Here is an 18,904-nt window from a genome sequence, read left to right as displayed (position 1 = left end):
ACCCTATTAAAACACAGTCAAAAGATTGTCGCTATGTCATTAAATTGTATGGTGAATTTTTGCTTGCCAGCAGAAAATGTTGCGACTAGGTTAATAACCCAGAGTGGAAGTCGGGCCAGTTTAGCCCCGATGCTAAAGCCAAAGCGGTGATGTGTTTTAGGCTACTACTCCCAAGGTTTCGCCGTATTGATTTAAACCTGACAAATGATTGCCATGCCGAACGCTGCGACTTAACGCCATTCACCCGACACTCAATGGCCGTTAGCAATGGACTGCAAGGCCGTGCTCAATCACTAAGAGATGAGAAACACCCATGAAGATAAAAAACACCTTAATGCTCTTGGGTCTGTTAGCTGTCAGCCCCGCGGTATTTGCTGCAACGGGTATCGCCTTTGTCCACGGAACTGGGCATCAAACCAATGCGTTAGCCGACTATTGGACATCGGAGTTTGTTAACTCAGTGCGCCAAGGGATCCCCGTCCCCAATAATTACACTGTCATCAACTGCGACTTCGACCAATATATGTGGGAAGAAACGGCCGCAGGCTGCCTTGCCACTCAGCTTAATAGCTTTATTCAAGCGAAGAATATTGATGATTTAATCCTGCTCACCCACTCCAATGGCGGCAATGTGGTGCGCTGGATTTTATCCAACCCCACCTGGGACAGCCGCTATCCTGCGGTGATCAACGCCACCTCCAGAGTGATCGCCCTTGCGCCATCGAGTGGCGGCACGCCGCTGGCCGATGCGGTCAATCAGGGCAATGTGTTCGAAACCAGCCTAGGTTGGCTCTTAGGCTATGGCAGCAATGCGGTCAAACAGCAACAAGTCGGCTGGATGGCAAACTACAACAACACCTTGCTCTACGGCACAGCTGGTCGCCCGAGTTTAGGTAAGCCCTTCGAGGTGGTTGTCGGCTCGGATGTGGATTCCGCCATTTGGGATAGCGACAGCTACTGCGCAGGCTATCAGTATCAGGTCGCCCTCGAAACCACCCAAAACTGGCTCGATAGCTGCTCCGACGGCTTCTTAAATTGCAGCTCCCAAAAAGCCGCAGGCACAGTCTGGTTTACCGATAAACAAAAGACCCGAGGCCAAGAACCGCTAAGCCATCAGCAGAGTCGCCGTGCCTGTTTTAACTTAGACACGCTGATCCGCAACCATATTTAAGGAGCTAACTATGCCACCTTTCACACTCCGCACCTTAAGCAAAGCGGTCAGCTTGGTCATCTTAGCTGGCCTGCTCGGTGCCTGTCAGGATGAATCGACCACGCCAGAGCCACAAAAAGAAGCCAGCCCACTGTATGCCAAGGGCTTAACCTTATCAGCGCCAACGGATAGCGATCTTGTCGATACCAATATCGCCGCGCCAACCCTCGCGCCGATTAACACCAGTACCGATTACGTCAGCTTTATCACCCCGCTCTACGGCGAATACCAAGCCAGTCAGCCCGTGCTTGAGCAGGCAAGCCAGAGTGATGAGTATTGGCTTAATGTCACCGGCGCCGAGCTGAATGCCGGCGTGCAGCTCAACTTGAGCCAAGCGGGCAGCTTAGTGCGGATTGCGCCCCGCGGCGATGTCAGCACAGGCGCCTTGATGCATGCCGATGCAGTAGCCCCTGAGCGGGTGCAAATTCAGCGGATAGGCCACACGCCGCAGGGGAAAAACGCCAGCCCGCAAGCAACGGAATCTTTAGTTAAATCGCTGGTAAGCGCCGAAGCCTTAGCCAGTGCGGGACTCGCCGATGACTCCAGCGCGCTGCAAATGTCTGAAAAAGCCACGGCCGGAGAATATCGCCTACAAGTCAGCCAGCCCTTGGTCGCTAAGGCCAACTATCTGGTCAACGTGAAGGAAAAAGGCTCGCCCTATCAACTGAGCATCAAGGCACCCAGCGCAATTGCGGCCGATGCCCAAACGGTAGGGGTAAAACTCGCCTTAAGCCAAAGCGATAATCAATTTGCGCCTCAAGCCAAACTCAAACAAGCCGATGGCACAGAGCAAGTGCTGGCCATGGTGAAACAGGGGGGTGAATGGCAGGCTTTAGTACCCGCAGACTTGCCCCTTGCCAGCAGCAATGCGGGGCTGAGTGAAATTGAAGTCACAGTCCAGACTCAGGTCGATGGCCGCCCAGTGCAGCGCACGGTGAAAACCGCCTTTAAGTCCTATGTCAATTCGGCCAGCATCAAGCCAGAAGTGCTGACCGTGTGGGACAAAGGCGTACCGAATCAAGTCAACTTTGAGCTAACTGTCGCCGAGGCGGGACGCTTTGGTTTGAGTGGCGTGCTCACGGGCACCAATGCCGAGGGCCAAAAAGTGGCGATTATGCGCACCCAAGCGGCAACTTGGTTAACGCCCGAATCCCCCAAACTCAAGCTGATGTTTGATCCCAAACTTATCCAAGCATCGGGTCTGCAACCACCCTTTGAACTCAACGAGCTTGAGTTGCAAGACCAAGGGCAAATGGCGCGGTTAAGTTTTCAGGCCAACGCACTGGTACTTAGCCGCTAACGACTGTGTTTAGCCGCTAATTCACTTTTCATTTTTCACTTCTCCCTTCCCAACCGTTTTGAGTGCCCACCCGGGCACTCTTTTTTTAGCTTGATGCAATCAGCCTCTGTTAAAGCCAGACAGAAAAGCACAAGACAAATTACTAACAAAGGTTTCCAAAATACCGCGCGAGATCACAAATGAGTGATAAAGCAGGTGCCGCAGGACGCAATATCGTCACAATGACGATATAAAATTTACATTGATTACCGAAGGTTATTCCTTTTAAATAACAAAGTGTCTAGGCATAATGTCAATGTTTTGACGTCATGCAAATTGATGACACTCGATGTTCAATACGCGCTACCTATAAAAATAACAATGGCTAATGGCACTGCGATTCCCTCGCCTTAGTCGATGCTCAAGCAATGGAAATCCTATGAGTGACAGCACATTTTTTTTTGGTGAATGGCAAGTCAATCCCAGCGCCAACAGCCTACTCCTTGGTAAACAAGTTAAACAACTTGAACCTAAGGCGATGGATGTGTTGTTGTTTCTCTGCCAAAACGCCGGTGAAGTGGTCAGCAGCGACGAAATTGTTAGCCATTGCTGGCCGGGGGTCGACACGGGCGACAATCCACTGCACAAGATTATCAACCAGTTACGTCGAGCACTTGGCGATAGCGCCACCGAATCCCGTTACATTGAGACCATTCGCAAACGTGGCTATCGCACCTTAGCCGAGGTTCGCTTTCCCGTCGGCCATGAGGCCAGCGCCACACCACAGACTTGGCAAGGCGGCTCGCCGTTTCCGGGCTTGCAAGCCTACAGCGCCAACTATGCCGACGTATTCTTCGGCCGCAGCGAGCAAATTAGTACGCTGCTGAATCGCATTAGCCAACAAATCCAGTTTGGCCGCGCCTTCTGCTTGATTTTAGGCCCGAGTGGTAGCGGTAAATCCTCCTTAATTAATGCCGGTGTATTGCCTAACCTTATGGCCGCCAATGGCTTTAATGGTGTTGGGGTTGTGGCCTACAGCAGCCTCGATTTTGCCGATGTCAGCAAGGGACAACTGCTCACCGTACTGGCCAGCGCCATGCTCGACTGGGAGCTAAATGACAGCCCAGTATTTGAGGGAATGAGCGCCGATACGCTTGCCGCCAAGCTTGAACAAGATCCGCAGAGCATTGTCGACATATGTAAAAAAAGCCTTAAAAATCAGACCTATGCTACACCACGCTTTGCCTTATTTATCGACCGATTAGAAGTCTTATTATCATCGCCGCTGTTTAGCGACGCCGAGCGCAGCGCCTTTATCGAGCTGTTAGAGCGACTTGCCACTTCCCATGCGGTATTGATTCTAAGTGCCTGTCGTAACGACTTTTATCCGCTGCTAGTCAATTACCCCAGTCTGATGGCGGGCAAAGCCCGCGGCGCCCATTTTGACTTAGCTCAGCCCACGCGCACCGAGCTGTTGCAGATGATCCGCCTGCCGGCCGTTGCCGCCAATTTAACCTGGGAAATCGATAGCGACACCGCCATGCCGCTGGATGAAATGCTCTGTAGCGATGCCGCCAGCAACCCAGATGCGCTGCCTATGCTGCAATACACCTTGCAGGCGCTGTATTTACAACGCAGCGACGATGACAAACTATTGGTCTCTGTGTATCGCACCTTGGGCGGTATCGAAGGCGCTATCGGTAAAAATGCCGAGCAGGCCATCTCCCATTTAACCGAGGCCGAAAAAGCCAGTTTGCCACGGATTTTATCCCTGTTAGTCACCCTGCGTGAGGATGAAAAATCCATCACCAGCCGCACCGCCCGCTGGTCGCAGTTACAAAGCGCAGCTGAAACCGCCCTAGTGCAGGCTATGGTTGACAGCCGCTTATTTGTGTCCCATCTGCAAAATGGTGAGCCCTGTTTTAGCATCGCCCACGAAGCCCTGCTGCGCCGCTGGCCAAGGGCGACGGCGTGGAGCAGCGAACATAACGACAGCCTTAGCATTAAGAGCCGACTACTGCATTTATCCCAACGCTGGCTCAGCGAAGCCAAACACAGCGCCTATTTGCTGGCCGAGGGTAAACCCTTAAAAGAGGCCCAAAGCCTCAGGCAAAACCCCTTATTTGACTTAGACGAGCGGGAAACCGACTTTATTGCCGCCTCCAGCAAACGCGCCACTATGCTGCGCTGGACGAGGCGCATCACCGTTGCCCTGCTGTGCGTACTCACCTTAACCTCAGTCATTATGAGTGTTCGCAGTATCGAAGCCGAAAAGCTGGCCCAGCAAAAACGCCTCGCCGCCGAAGATTTGCTCGGGTTTATGGTGGGTGACTTCGCCGATAAGATGCGCGGTATCGGCCGAATGGACTTACTCGACGGGATCAGCAATAAGGCATTGGAATATTTCACGGATTTCTCCAGCCAAGACGATGAGAAGTACTTAAGCTTCGACGCCCGCTTCCAGCATGGGCAAACCTTAGAGGCCATGGGCGAAGTCGCCTATTCACGCAATAAAATCGATGAAGCCCGCAGCGCCCTACTCGCCGCACAGGAAAAAATGCTACCGCTGCTCGAATTGCAGCCCGAAAACTTAGCCCTGCTAAAAACCTTAGGCGCCAACGCCTTTTGGTTGGGTCAGCTTAAATATGATGTAAGTGATTGGATTGGAACTGAACAGGATTTTAAACAGTATCTAAACTACAGCCAAACTATGTACAGCATGTCTCCTGAGAATGAGGATGCGATAATGGAATTATCATATGCGAGTAATTCTCTAGGCTCAGTAGCGTTGAAACAACAGAAATTTCCTGAAGCACGGAAGTATTTTGAGAAATCATTAAGGTTAAAACAAAACTTGCTAACTAGAGACCCTGAAAATATCAAACTTATTTCAGATGTCGCAAATGCTCATTCTTGGTTAGCTAGTGCTGTAATTGCTGATGGTGATGTAAATACAGCTATGAGCATTCATCATGATATTCAAGAGCAACTAAGGATTAAAAACATTGAAAACCAACCATATTTATTGCATAGACTAACATCTAGCTATCAATTTTCAGCCAATTTACATAAGCTTAAAAATGACAAAAATGATGCGCTTATGTTTGCTAAACTAGGTTTAAAGTCTATTGAATTAGCACTTATTCAAGATCCTGAAAACGAACGATGGAGAGCATTAAAATATTATTCAGAACTTCAAATTGAAGAGCTTGACAACAAAACAGACAATAGTTTAAAAAAACAAAAAATTATTGACATAAAGACTAAACTACAAAATGATAAAACTTTAAAAAACTCATCAAAAAGTTTAGAAATATGGGCAAACTTCAATTTGACAGCAGCGCAAACATTTCACAACTTAGGTGATGTTCAAAGGAGTCATGAATTTGTAGAAAGTGCTATTGAGAATTACTTTAATCTTACAGAAAAGTACCCACAAGAAAGTAAGTACTTAGCATTTTTAGCAGAAAGCCAGATATTGAAGGCACAGTTAATTTCTGAGCATGAGAATAATTCTAAAAGTTTTAGAGAAGTATGCCTTGCTTCAAAGAAATTATTAGAGAATATTGTTGAAAAAAATAAAGATCCAATTTATACAATCCCATACACAAAAGCTATTGATTGTCTGGGTGAAAAATCTCAACACAAAGAGATTTACGAAAAATTATTACTATCGGGAATTAAAGATATTAATTTTTAACAAACAGAGGAAAAAAAATGACAAATTCTTATGGACAAGCTCATTATGTAAAAGTTACAGTCGCACTAGAAAACGGTGAGCCTATTTTTAGTTATACCGATTCCGAAGGTGCTGAATGCCCAGGCGATGTTACAGTTACAGCCGCAAGTACAATCACTTACCTGCTTGATGACCAAACAGGAAAAGGTCTTAGATTTGTAGGCGCAGGATTCTTAACCCCATTTGACCAAATTATTGATGCAATTACCTTAAGCAGTGATGGCAAACTCCTGCAAATGGTTGACTTAGACCACACTCCAGGTACAACCAAATTTCAATTTGTGTTAACAAATAGTACTAATACTCTAATGCTATTAAGCCCAGATCCTGAAGTTATCAATGTCCCAGACTAAGATCATTTGCTTCTAATTACTAGGGACAGCTTCCCCTGTCCCTTTTTCCTTCTTTAGCTCCTTTTTAGCCATAACCCAATACTCTCCAAAGCAAGTTACTTAGCCCAATTCATCAATTTGTTTTCACAAAACTTGCGCATTAATTCACCTTCATACGATATAAATCGCACCAAGTCGACGTGAAGATTGCCCTAAATCATTCGGAAGCTAACTTTTTATTCATTTATAAACAATAAGTTAAACCAGAAGGTAAGCAGAAGGTATCTTTTCATCCGCCAGAATAAAGTCATCCTCAGAAAAGCGCCTAGCGCAGATGATTAAAGTTCACGGAGAAAGATAACAATGACAAACTCACCGAAACTGGCACGCCAACAACCCGCCTTATCCATTGTCGATGAGGCTGCATTGACCGCAACTCAGCATGCAAAGGCTGCCGATCTACCGCTGAACTTTTTCGAGCATTCTTCCCTAGAGACCATTGAACTCTTTATTCAACATTTAACCGAGCCAGTGATCCTAGTGAATGCCAACGGCTTTATCCGTTCGTGCAATCAGCGCGGTGCCGAGCTGCTCGATTGCCCGCAGGCGAGTTTAAAGGGCCAAGACTGGCGCAATTTTTTGACCGAACATCATCAAGCGCGCTATGACAATCTCCTGAGCCACGATGTGCAACTAGGCACTAATTGTGGTCACCCCGTGCAGCACCCTGCGCAGGAAACCACGCTGATCTGCGCCTCTGGCAAGGCCAAAGATGTTGAATTGTCTATCTCTTATATTCCCAGCCATGAACCCGTGTTTGTGATGGTGATGCACGATTTAACTCAGCATAAGGCGGAAAACCTTAAGCTGCGTAAGTTGGCCGCCACCGACTCCCTCACCCAACTGGCAAACCGTCGCTATTTTGATGAAATGCTGCAACAGCAATGGGAAGAATGCACCGCCAAACTGCGTCCCATCAGCGTAGTCATTATCGATGTGGATTATTTTAAGGTGTTTAATGACCAGTTCGGTCATATCCAAGGTGATGAATGCCTTAGAAAAATCGCCAAAGTGATCGCCAATATTGTGCCTATCGACATCGGTCTTGCGGCCCGTTACGGCGGCGAAGAGTTTGCGCTGATCCTGCCTAATCACAATGCCAAAATGGCGCTGACCATAGCGCAAAAAATTCAGCAAGGGATTAATAATATTCGCTTTACTGACCAAGGGCTTAGGGATTATGTCTCGGTAAGTGCCAGCCAAGGGATTGCCAGTGAAGTTAATGGCCAGTTCCGTACTTCACTCGCCATGGTGTGCGCCGCCGATACCGCGCTTTACCGCGCCAAGGCCGATGGTCGTGACCGGATAAACGCCTCACTTTAGGCAGTGGTGATTGCAGCGTAAGCAATCGTAAGGGAATGAAATTAAACAAGGATGTTGCCCATGAAAACGCCGAATCCACCCCATAACACTTCGGATACCTCGACTAACACTGTGGCTCAAGCACAGGGTCAAGAGACAGCAGCCTCAATGAATTCACTTTCCTTAACACCATTTTCTCTCAGTCAGACCCTAGATGTGTTTACCTTCCAAGCTTGGGTTAATACTCAACAGGGCGGGACGGTATTTCAATATTGCGACCAAGCCAATACTCCCTGCTTTATGGTGCAAATAACGCCACTTGGGCATATCGATATTCGAGTAAACAGCCAGTTATTACAGATTGACACTATATCCACCTTAGGCGGCTTAAATGATGGTTATTGGCATTTATTATCCATCACCTATCAATACCATGAATTAAGCTGTTTTATCGATGGCGGTCAAATCCATTTACAACAGCATACAACGCCCTTAACGGATGAGGCTAAATTAAAAACCGAAAAACAGGCTACTGCGAATTTCGATGGAGAAATCGTTAATATTAATTTGATTGAAACCTGTTTAACAGATACAGAAATTTTAGATTGTTATTTACATCCACAGCAGCAAGCGGCGCTGATTGACAGCAACTTATATATTTATCCCAAACAACATTCAAAGCAGGCTATCAACTTAATGCCAGCTCAATTAGCAAGACAGGAAGTCATGCTGATTATTTTTAATGATACCGAATATAATTTTAGTAAGCAGAACTTAAACAGCAATAACTTTAACAAGCAGCTACCGAGTATTATCCCCGCCCATGAACGCTGCGCATATATGATTGAATCCAGCAGTGATAACTGGCCACATTTTATTTACAAGGCCAACTATCAAGCCAAAGAAAGTACCGATATCAAACTGAGCTTTGATATTTTAAAGTCCCTCACTCCCCATCGCTCACAGATTGATTTACAGCTGAGCAATGAGCTGGAATTTGATTGCTTTATCAGCCAATCGACTTCGAACCGATTAACGGCCGAGATCCGTATCAGTGAAAATGTGGTCACCCGCCAAGCCAAGCATTTTATGCGCTTTATTAACGAAGTGCGCAGCCATATTGCCAGTGAGAATATTATTACCGATGGCCAGTATTATGCCGAGCAGGATTTTTGGGTAAGCACGGGACAACAGATGCTGGCCTACGAAAACGCCTGCCAACTGTTTAATCGCCGCTTGCAAAAAAGGCCCCTCGCCATCATCAAATGCCACACCAGCCAAGAGGTCAAACTGGTCTACAAGACGGCGGTCGATTATCACTTAGCTATTAGTGTGCGTTCCAGCGGCCATGATCACGAAGGGGAAAGTGGCGAGACCAATAGCATAGTGATCGACCTCTCCTTGATGAACAGCATCGAACTCGACCCCATCAGCGGCATTGTCGCCGTTGGGCCAGGTTGCACTATGCAAGCCTTAACCAGTTATCTGGCACAAAAGGGCCTAATGCTGCCCCACAGCACCAGCGCCTCCCATGCCTTAGCGGGCTTTATTATGGGCGGCGGCTGGGGACCTTGGTGTCGAAAATACGGCATGTGCTGCGAAAGCTTAATGCAGGCAGAAATCGTGTTGGGCATAGGTGAAACCCAAGTGGTGTCGGCGGCCAATAAGCCCGAACTCCTCTGGGCGCTCAAGGGCGGAGGCGGTTTAAGCTACGGTATTGTAACCCGTTTTTTTATTCAAACTTTTGCCCTGCCCCCAAGCCTGCTGAAATTTGAACTGGAATGGAACCCGTATCAACAGGATAGCCAACAGCTACGAGAAACCACCCCGACCCTAAGATTATTGGAGCGTTGGGAGCAGATTATTTTGGCCGATAATCTGCCTTGTTTGCTGGGCACCAATCTTAAAATCCAAGCCAAACCCACCGTTTTGCCAGGGGTAAAACCGCCATTAAACACTGGCGTGCAGGATCCTCAAGAGGCCAAACATAACTGCATTATGTACGGCTATTGGGAGGGTAATCCTGCGAGCCTTGCGCACTTTATCAAGACCCAGTTTAGTGAGGTCGGCTTAAAACCCAAAAGAGTGCAAATGGCGGCCATGGGTGGATTAAGCCAATCCTATGGCGATGAATTGATGGAGAGCTGGAACCGTGAGGCGATTCGGGATTTACAACCCGTCTTAAACCATAGAATGGCCGAATTGATTAATGATACGGGTATACAGCTGTATAAAAATCAGCGCCAACATTCGCAGGATTTGCTCAAGCCCGCGCCCCATAGGGTGACATCGCGCTTGGCCCATGAACAGGGGCTAAAACAGGGGCACATCGCGCTTATCGACAGCCTCACCACATCTCAACTGATTGATGGCAATCGGCAATTAGGCTTGTTTACCTATGTCACCCTAAGTGCCATTGCCGGCGATTTTTATCGCACGCTTGGTGAGGTACAAAAAAGCCAGAGCGCCTTCCCTTACAAGGAGCAGGCCTACATTATTCAGTATCAAGCATGGTGGAATAGCGAACTCCAAGAGCAAGCCTTAATGCAGGTTAACTCTGTGTATCCGCGAGTGAATAAGGCGCTCGACTGGATAGACACCTGCCGCGATGCCAGCATTGCCAATAGCTCAGGCGCCTTTATCAGCTTTAAGGACAATACCATCCCTACCGCACGCTACTTTGGGCAAAATTATCAAATGTTGCAGCAGGTTAAGGCCAGTTATTGCCAAGATCCCTTGAATCATTTTCGCTCGCGCAAATCCATTGTGTAGCAGAGGATTGATGGCTTGCTAGCGCAGTCAACTCATCAATCTCTGCTGGTGTGGGGCGGTCAGCATCTTTGCGACACCACACCAACACGGCGTTCGCAATAGCGCTCGCCTAGGCGGCATTTTTAAGGCAAACTCAGCTTCCTTCGTCGTTGAATTATTTGCATTAAAGGTGATACATGACACCGCCACCCGCACTGGCCATAGTGCTTGCCCTGCTGGCCGCGAGCCTAATGGGCACCATTGGCGTATTCGCCCGTTTTGCCGCCCTGCCCGCCGAACATATTACCTTTTACCGCCTGCTACTCGGCGCGCTGTTTTTAATGGCCTATATGCTGTTAACGGGTAAGGGACGGCAAATTCGCCACAAACCGAGTAAGCGCACCTTGGTCAATGGCGCTATGTTGGCGGGATTTATGGCTTTTTATATCGAGGCCATTGAATATACCCAAATGGCAACGGTGATCATGATTATCTATCTCGCCCCTGTGCTGGCGTCACTCTTTGCCCATTTTGTGTTTCACGAAAGGCTTAAGCGCTCTAGCATCGCCACTGTAGTGCTCGCCTTGCTAGGCTTTATGTTGATGCTGCCCGTGACCTCGAGTCAGTCACTCTATAACAATGAAATTATGGGATATTTTTATGCCCTGCTCGCATTGCTCACCTATTGCGGCTTTATCTTAATCAACCGTAAACCGAGCGCCGCCTCGCCCTATCAAAGCACCTTAGTCCAGCTCAGTGTCGGCGCCCTCTGTTTACTGCCCTTAGTGTTAACGACACCCTTAGTACCGAGTCTGGATCAATTTGCTTGGCTGCTGGCGATTGGCTTCTTTCCGGGCTTTTTAGCCATTCTGTTTGCGGTAAAAGCCCTCGCACAACTGCCTTCGGTCACCTATGGCACCCTCTCCTACGTCGAACCTGTGGTGGTGGTCGCACTCGCTTGGTGGTTATTTGATGAGGCGCTCACAACGCAGCAAATGCTGGGGGTATCGCTGATTATGTTGGCGGGCATGGCACAGGGCTACTTAAGCCAGCGCCACTCGGCCAGCAAGACCTTAAAGGATTGCCCAACTTAAACGTACAGTTAAGCCCATAGTTAAAGGTGAAGTTAAACGCAAAGTTAAGCGCACAATTCAAACCTCAGCAATAAAAACGCCGCTAATAAGCGGCGTTTTTATCTGATCACTTAAGGCTATTTAAAACAATTAATTAGCCTTCAATGCCCTTGCTCACAAGGAACTCATCGTAGGTGCCCTTGAAGTCATTCACGCCGTTCGGAGTGATTTCAAGGATACGGTTGGCCAGTGACGATACGAATGCGCGGTCGTGGCTCACGAACAGTAATGTGCCTTCGTATTTTTCCAGCGCGTTGTTTAATGATTCGATCGATTCCATATCCATGTGGTTGGTTGGTTCGTCGAGCATCAGGATATTTGGCTTTTGCATGATGAGCTTACCAAATAACATACGACCCTTTTCACCACCCGACAGCACTTTGACTGACTTTTTGATGTCGTCGGCGCTAAACAGCATACGGCCTAAAATACCGCGTACCGCTTGGTCGTCGTCCTCTGGTTTTCGCCATTGGCTCATCCACTCGAAGAGGGTCATGTCGTTTTCGAAATCTGACTCATGGTCCTGCGCGTAGTAGCCGATGTTGCTGTTTTCAGACCACTGGATCAGACCTTCATCCTGTGGAATATCATGGATTAAGGTACGCAGTAGTGTGGTTTTACCCACACCGTTCTCACCGAGGATGGCGATACGCTCACCCACTTCGACGATAAGGTTTAAGTCTTTAAACAGCGGCGTGTCGTAACCTTTGGCTAAGTTTTCAACCACTAATGCGTTACGGAACAGTTTCTTTTCCTGATCGAAACGAATGAATGGGTTAACACGGCTAGAGGCTTTAACTTCTTCCAGCTTGATCTTATCGATTTGACGTGCGCGCGAAGTTGCTTGTTTTGCCTTAGAAGCGTTTGCAGAGAAGCGCGCCACGAAGGTTTGCAGCTCAGAGATTTGCGCTTTCTTCTTGGCGTTGTCGGCCAGCAGACGCTCACGGGCCTGAGAGGCCGCTTGCATGTATTCGTCGTAGTTACCTGGGTAAACGCGCAGTTCACCGTAGTCTAAGTCTGCCATATGGGTACAGACTGAGTTTAAGAAGTAACGGTCGTGCGAAATGATGATCATGGTGCTGTCGCGTTGGTTCAGTACGTCCTGTAACCAGCGGATAGTGTCGATGTCCAAGTTGTTGGTAGGTTCGTCGAGCAGCAGTACGTCTGGGTCAGAGAACAGCGCCTGCGCCAATAACACCCGCAGTTTTAAACCTGGAGCGATTTCAGACATCAGACCGAAATGGCTTTCGATACCAATACCGACACCGAGCAAGAGTTCACCCGCGCGAGATTCGGCGGTATAACCGTCCATTTCGGCAAATTCCATCTCAAGGTTTGCCACGGCAATGCCGTCTTCTTCGCTCATTTCTGGCAGCGAATAAATACGGTCACGCTCTTGCTTCACCTTCCACAGTTCACGGTGGCCCATGATCACTGTGTCGATGAGGGTAAATTCCTCATAACCGAATTGGTTCTGGCTTAACTTACCCAGACGCTCGTTGACGTCTAAGGATACGTTACCGCTGCTCGGCTCTAGATCACCGCAAAGGATCTTCATGAAGGTTGATTTACCGCAGCCGTTCGCACCGATAAGACCGTAACGGTTACCGCCGCCGAATTTAACTGAGATGTTTTCAAACAGTGGCTTAGAGCCAAACTGCATGGTGATATTCGCTGTAGTGATCAAAATGAACTTCCAAATCGAGTTAGGTTGGCCGGACGTCTGGCAAGGCAACTAAGTATAAACCTATTTGCAAAAGCCAAGCTGTCTAACCTGAGGGGGTAAAAATAAACTTGGCACTATAGCAGTTTGGGCTAAATTATCAACTAAAAAGGCCTACTTAGCCGCGAATCGTCAAGCAAAATAACGGGCTAGAAGGCTTATTTAAGTGCTGATATGAATCTAAGCTAACGGCTTATTTCAGCAACATTTTTACCGAATGATTCAAGCTAATAGAATTGGATGACAGCAGGATGAATCCGCATAGTGATTAGCTATTTAGATGTGAGAGACATGTAAGGTTTGTACAGGTGTGTAGGCTGAAGTGTAGATTTATGTTTAAGCAATACAGCCCGCAAAATACGGGCTGTATCGGGAGTGCTTACTCACTGCCCCACGATTTAACGAAGCAAAGTGTTATCACTCATGCGAGCGCAAGCGTTATAACTTTTGCTGTCTTAACCGATTCGCATTGGTGACCACAGTTAGGGAAGATAGCGCCATCGCCGCCCCAGCAATCACAGGGCTTAACAGCATACCCGTGAGCGGATACAAGACGCCCGCCGCCACTGGAATACCTAAACTGTTGTAGATAAAGGCCCCAAACAAGTTCTGTTTAATATTGCGAATGGTCGCTCGGGAAAGTGCCAATAAGTTAGCAATCACTACCAGCTGATGGGACAGCAGAGTCATATCCGCGCTTTCGATCGCCACCTCAGTGCCCGATCCCATGGCGATCCCCACATCGGCGCTCATCAAGGCGGGCGCATCGTTGATACCGTCCCCCACCATGGCAACCACATGGCCTTGCTGTTGTAAGGCTTTAATATGCTGCTGCTTTTGCTCGGGTAACACGCCCGCAATCACTTCATCTATCCCCACTTGTGCTGCCACCGCCTGCGCCGTTTGCGGATTATCGCCGGTCAGCAGCACTACGCGAATCCCCTGTGAACGGATGGCGCTGATCGCGTCCTTAGCATCGGCCTTGATCGGATCGGCAATGGCGATAGTGGCCACTAACTTGCCCGCCTTGGCGACATAAATCGCCGTCTTGCCCTGTTTGGCAAATTGCGCGGCGGCTTCTACCGCAAAGCCTGAGTGGCTGCCTGTCACGCCCTCCCCTGACTGCACATCAAATGCCGCCATTAAGGCTTGATTACCCACTAAAAAGTCGGCGCCATCGACTCGTCCTTCGATGCCTTTACCTTGATGATTGGTAAAAATCTCGGTTGCAGGCAAGGGAATAGAGGCCTGCTTAACATAGCTGACCATTGCGCTGGCTAGCGGATGCTCTGAATGCTGCTCAAGACTGGCGATAGCGCCAAGCAGTGCACGCTTGTCTTCATCACTGAGTGCTTGGTCATTAGCCTCAATCCAATGGATATCGGTCACTTGGGGTTTACCCTGAGTCACTGTGCCGGTTTTATCCAACACCACACAATCGACCTTGCTGGCGCTTTGCAGTGCTTCACCATTTTTTACCAAGACGCCCATTTGAGCAGCGCGGCCAACGGACACCATGATAGACATAGGTGTCGCTAAGCCTAAGGCGCAGGGACAGGCGATGATCAGCACGCTGGTAAGCACCACAAGTGCATGACTGAGCGCGGGTTCTGGCCCAACAAGATACCAAATCGCTGCCGCGACTAAGGCGATGACCACGACTGTTGGCACAAACACCGCCGAAATTTTATCGGCCAGACGACCAATCGGCATCTTTGAGGTTTGCGCCTCCTGCACCAGTGCGATGATTTTGGCAAGGCGCGTATCCTGCTGCCCTGCGGTCACCCGATAGACTAAACTGCCGTTACCATTGACAGTTCCCGCACTGAGATTATCGCCAACATGCTTAGGCACAGGAATAGGTTCGCCCGTCAGCATGGCCTCATCGAGTAATGACTGGCCGGACTCTACCACGCCATCGAGTGCGACCCTGTCGCCGGGGCGAAGTCTGAGTTTATCCCCCAGTTTGAGCTGGTCGATTTCCACCTCTTCATCGCCATTGTCGCCAATACGAATCGCGGTAGAAGATTGCAGGCCGAGCAAGCGCTGCACCGCTTCGCTGGTCTTGCCCCGAGCTTTGAGTTCTAGGGCGTGGCCTAAGTTAATCAAGCCTAAAATCATCACGCTCGCCTCAAAGTACACGTGGCGAGCGTCCATGGGAAACGCACTCGGGATAAGCACCACCAGCATGGAATAGAGCCATGCCGTACTGGTGCCTAACACGATTAAGGTGTCCATATTGGTGGTTTTGGCTTTAAGCGCGCGCCACATTCCCTGATAGAAATGGCGCCCTGTACCGACTAAAAGTGCTAAGGTGACTAAGCCCATAATGCCCCAGCCAAGCTGCATGCTAGGGCTATTAATCATCATTTCGCCACCCAGTAATCCCCATAACATCATAGGGATACCGACAGCGAGCGCGGCGATGGCCTGACGCATCCGCAGGCGATACTCAGCCGCATCTTCGACCCGTTTTTCCTCTGCGGCCGCCTTTGCGTCCACAATCAACTGGGCGGGATAACCCGCCTTATCCATCACTGCCAGCGCCGTATCGCTGCTCATCTTGCCATCCACAGTCACTTGTTTATCGGCGAGATTGATACGGGCACTCACATTCGGCTCGGCCGCAAAGGCCTTTTCAATTTTGGCCACACAGCCTGCACAATTCATGGTGGCAACATAGAGTTTTATCTGCGACATGGAAGATCCCTCACTTGAACTTAACTGCTATAGGATTAAGATAAAGTCTCCCATCACGGGAGAGTCAAGGGTGTTTTTGTGGCAAGTATCACACTTGTCTGCATGAGTCTTTAGAACAGATAAAAACCGAGGTCAGTATGAAAATTGGTGAAGTCGCGAAACACACAGGATTAAGCGTCAAAAGCATACGCTATTACCACGATATCGGCCTTGTCTGCGGCGAGCGTAACGAGGCGGGATACAGGGTGTATCGCCATCGGGATATCGAATCGCTGAAATTTGTGCACCAGTGCCGCGACTTAGGTTTTAGCCTCGAGGATTGCAAACTCCTGCTTGGCCTTCGCAATAACGATAGCCGCAATGCCGAAGATGTGAAGCAACTCACCCGTAACCATTTGGCCTATGTCGAGGAGCAAATTGGTAAATTGCAAAATCTTCGCAGCCAGTTACAGCAAATGGTCAGCGAGTGCCAAGGCGGTGAGCAGCCCCACTGCGCGATTATTGATAGCCTTAATCACCAGCACTAAATGCTTAATCATCTGCATTAACACGCAGCCATAAAAAAGCCTGCTTGGATGCAGGTTTTTTTATGGGGTTATCGCGAATTCTGAGGCGTTATCAGCAAGGCTTTAATGCTTCAGCGCCATCACATTATCGAGGGCTAATGTGGGTAATTTACCCGCAGGGGTAAAGTGAAACACTTTGCCATAAAAGGCTAACTCGGTTTCTAAGCCGGCGGCTTTATGCTCAGGTGTTCGCCCCTCGTCGGAATCATCACCATAGTCGATATAGGCTGTCGGCACGCCTTTGGCCTTCAGTGCCTCATAAATTTGTCGCGACTGCGCCGTTGGTACAATCTTGTTTCTCAAGCCTTGGAAAATCAGCAAGGGTTCATTCAAGCCATCTAAGTGATTGAGTGGTGATAACTCGCGATAGCGTTGCTTCATCTCGGGATAGGGTCCGATAAGCTGATCTAAATAGCCAGATTCAAACTTATGTGTGCCCTTAGCGAGCTGCTCAAAATCGCTGATCCCCTCATAACTCACCCCCGCTTGAAACACATCATAAAACGCCAAGGAGGACATGACGGTTAAGCCACCAGCACTAATCCCACGGATCGCCAATTTATTCGCATCGACCCAGCCCTTAGCCACTAAATACTTGGCCGCATTGACCGCATCTTCCACATCGCTTTCTCCCCATTTGCCATACAGGCTCTGGCGATAGGCGCGGCCAAAACCACTGCTGCCACGGAAGTTTAAATCCAACACGGCAAAGCCGCGACTGGTCCAGAATTGGATCTCACTGCGATAGGCAAGTGAAGCGCGCGCCGTCGGCCCGCCATGTAACATCACGATAAGCGGCGGCCTGGTGTCGTGGGGCGCGATGTAATTGGGATTCACCGGACCATAAAAATAACCATAGGCTTGCTGATTTTTACCCGTCGCGAAGGCGATATTTTTCGCCCGCGACACGTAATTCGGGTCAAGATTCGGCAGCGCAGGGGCATAAACTAACTCAGTACCACGGCCGACAACTCGATAAATGCCCTTCTCTGGCGTCGCCTTAGCGCCGATAAAATAAACCCCATCTTCGCCCTTCACCACCTGAGTAATCTCTGCAAAATCAACGGCAAGGGATTCGGTTAACCCCGTATCTAAGTGCATACGCAGCAATGCCGCTCGATTACCTTCGACATAGCTGGCTATCAAGGTCGAGGCATTTTCGAAGGCGTAGTTATGATTGCCTAAGCGCCAATCGGGCACGGCAAACTCGGCATTTTTACTCAGCACTGGCACTAAAGTTTGTTGTGGCGTCACGCGGTAGATGTTCCACCAGTTACTGAGATCGGACACCACATATAAGTTGCCGTCGGGGCCGAATAAGGGCTGAGTCACCGAAGAATCCTTGGGCGTATTCACCTGACGAATATTTTTTAACTGACCCTTACGGTCAAGATCCCCAAGCCAAAGCACACTGTTATCCCAAGGCATATAGGGATGTTCCCAAGAGATCCACGCTAATTGCGTGTTATCGGGGGAAATTGTGGGGGAAGAGATAAAGTCATGACCAGTGACAAAGGTATCGCCTTCACCGGCAAAGTTAAGATTGATGGTCACTAGGCTGGCTTTAGGTTCGCCGCCCTGACGGTGGTCTTCACGCACACAAATAATCCGTGAGCCCTTGGGATACGCCACACAATCGGCATGGCGGGTGCCATTGGGGGTTAACGGCAATGGTGGCTGATTCGGGGCGAAACGGTAAAACAGCTGATCCTGCAATTTAGTGGCAAACAAGCTCTGACCTATGCCTAAGAATGCAGCACCGCCATACTCATGCACGGTAGATCTGACATTAAAATCGGGGGGAACCACTTCGGTCACTTTGCCAAGGCCATCGAGGCGTTTAATGCCAACTTTGCCCTGTGCGCTGCCACTGGACTCGGCAAAATAAATTGCGTCGCCAACACTTTGCAACTCGGCAATATCATCGGCCTGTTCAAACACCTCGGCCGCAGACAAGGGTGATTGCCAGCTGCCATAGGGTGCCACTTTAATATCGCCATTTTCCTTGGCGGGTAAATCGTGTGTATCCGTACGCTCACACCCGCCCAGCAGCAAAACTGCACTCAGCAGATACGGTAAATAGCGTCCTAACCCCATTGTATTCCCCAA

At 49.1% G+C, this 18,904-nt stretch carries 11 protein-coding genes; 8 read left to right on the top strand and 3 right to left on the bottom strand.

Annotated elements, in window-relative coordinates; genetic code table 11:
* The first annotated feature begins 313 nt into the window (after positions 1-313).
* From B5P39_RS05035 to B5P39_RS05005, 7 genes are all read left to right on the top strand, one after another.
* The gene (locus B5P39_RS05035) at positions 314-1,171 is read left to right on the top strand and encodes a hypothetical protein (RefSeq protein ID WP_088210687.1); all 858 of its coding nucleotides are present in this window, start codon (positions 314-316) and stop codon (positions 1,169-1,171) included.
* A 10-nt stretch (positions 1,172-1,181) separates the two neighbouring features.
* Positions 1,182-2,510 carry a DUF4785 domain-containing protein gene (locus tag B5P39_RS05030; protein ID WP_088210686.1) on the top strand — a complete coding sequence of 443 codons (1,329 nt, stop codon included), beginning with the start codon at positions 1,182-1,184 and terminating at the stop codon, positions 2,508-2,510.
* Positions 2,511-2,928: 418 nt separating this feature from the next.
* A complete protein-coding gene (locus tag B5P39_RS05025) occupies positions 2,929-6,189 on the top strand; it encodes an nSTAND1 domain-containing NTPase (RefSeq protein ID WP_088210685.1) in 3,261 nt (1,086 codons plus the stop codon).
* A gap of 17 nt (positions 6,190-6,206) precedes the next feature.
* Entirely contained in the window at positions 6,207-6,581 is a 375-nt protein-coding gene (locus B5P39_RS05020) for a DP-EP family protein (RefSeq protein WP_088210684.1), read from the top strand.
* 342 nt (positions 6,582-6,923) lie between these two features.
* A complete protein-coding gene (locus B5P39_RS05015; RefSeq protein ID WP_088210683.1) occupies positions 6,924-7,943 on the top strand; it encodes a sensor domain-containing diguanylate cyclase in 1,020 nt (339 codons plus the stop codon).
* A gap of 60 nt (positions 7,944-8,003) precedes the next feature.
* Positions 8,004-10,694 carry an FAD-binding protein gene (locus B5P39_RS05010; protein WP_088210682.1) on the top strand — a complete coding sequence of 897 codons (2,691 nt, stop codon included), beginning with the start codon at positions 8,004-8,006 and terminating at the stop codon, positions 10,692-10,694.
* 176 nt (positions 10,695-10,870) lie between these two features.
* Positions 10,871-11,767 (top strand): DMT family transporter, encoded by an 897-nt coding sequence (locus B5P39_RS05005; protein ID WP_088210681.1) that lies wholly within the window; start codon positions 10,871-10,873, stop codon positions 11,765-11,767.
* Between the two features lie 133 nt (positions 11,768-11,900).
* On the opposite strand, the gene B5P39_RS05000 is transcribed toward B5P39_RS05005, so the two are convergent.
* Together B5P39_RS05000 and B5P39_RS04995 are read right to left on the bottom strand one after the other, a co-directional pair.
* Positions 11,901-13,493, bottom strand: a complete 1,593-nt coding sequence (locus B5P39_RS05000) for an ABC-F family ATPase (protein WP_083757913.1) — start codon at positions 13,491-13,493, stop codon at positions 11,901-11,903.
* 474 nt (positions 13,494-13,967) lie between these two features.
* Entirely contained in the window at positions 13,968-16,229 is a 2,262-nt protein-coding gene (locus B5P39_RS04995; protein ID WP_088210680.1) for a heavy metal translocating P-type ATPase, read from the bottom strand.
* Between the two features lie 137 nt (positions 16,230-16,366).
* Here B5P39_RS04995 and B5P39_RS04990 point away from each other — a divergent pair, with 137 nt between their 5' ends.
* A complete protein-coding gene (locus tag B5P39_RS04990) occupies positions 16,367-16,756 on the top strand; it encodes a MerR family DNA-binding protein (protein WP_011717642.1) in 390 nt (129 codons plus the stop codon).
* Between the two features lie 102 nt (positions 16,757-16,858).
* Here B5P39_RS04990 and B5P39_RS04985 read toward each other — a convergent pair whose 3' ends face one another.
* Positions 16,859-18,892, bottom strand: coding sequence for a S9 family peptidase (locus tag B5P39_RS04985; protein ID WP_088210679.1), 2,034 nt, complete (start codon positions 18,890-18,892; stop codon positions 16,859-16,861).
* Positions 18,893-18,904: the final 12 nt, after the last annotated feature.

Source organism: Shewanella sp. Shew256, from assembly GCF_002196695.1.
GTDB classification, from domain to species: Bacteria; Pseudomonadota; Gammaproteobacteria; order Enterobacterales; family Shewanellaceae; genus Shewanella; species Shewanella mangrovisoli.
Note: the sequence above shows the minus strand (reverse complement) of the source record. Positions and strands in the feature narration are given on the sequence as shown.

Bases quoted from the DNA above. Each gene is read 5' to 3' on its own strand.
- B5P39_RS05015 (WP_088210683.1), top strand. From the start codon at position 6,924: ATGACAAACTCACCGAAACTGGCACGCCAACAACCCGCCTTATCCATT.
- B5P39_RS04995 (WP_088210680.1), bottom strand. From the start codon at position 16,229: ATGTCGCAGATAAAACTCTATGTTGCCACCATGAATTGTGCAGGCTGT.
- B5P39_RS05030 (WP_088210686.1), top strand. From the start codon at position 1,182: ATGCCACCTTTCACACTCCGCACCTTAAGCAAAGCGGTCAGCTTGGTC.
- B5P39_RS05020 (WP_088210684.1), top strand. From the start codon at position 6,207: ATGACAAATTCTTATGGACAAGCTCATTATGTAAAAGTTACAGTCGCA.
- B5P39_RS05005 (WP_088210681.1), top strand. From the start codon at position 10,871: ATGACACCGCCACCCGCACTGGCCATAGTGCTTGCCCTGCTGGCCGCG.
- B5P39_RS05025 (WP_088210685.1), top strand. From the start codon at position 2,929: ATGAGTGACAGCACATTTTTTTTTGGTGAATGGCAAGTCAATCCCAGC.
- B5P39_RS05010 (WP_088210682.1), top strand. From the start codon at position 8,004: ATGAAAACGCCGAATCCACCCCATAACACTTCGGATACCTCGACTAAC.
- B5P39_RS05035 (WP_088210687.1), top strand. From the start codon at position 314: ATGAAGATAAAAAACACCTTAATGCTCTTGGGTCTGTTAGCTGTCAGC.
- B5P39_RS04990 (WP_011717642.1), top strand. From the start codon at position 16,367: ATGAAAATTGGTGAAGTCGCGAAACACACAGGATTAAGCGTCAAAAGC.
- B5P39_RS04985 (WP_088210679.1), bottom strand. From the start codon at position 18,892: ATGGGGTTAGGACGCTATTTACCGTATCTGCTGAGTGCAGTTTTGCTG.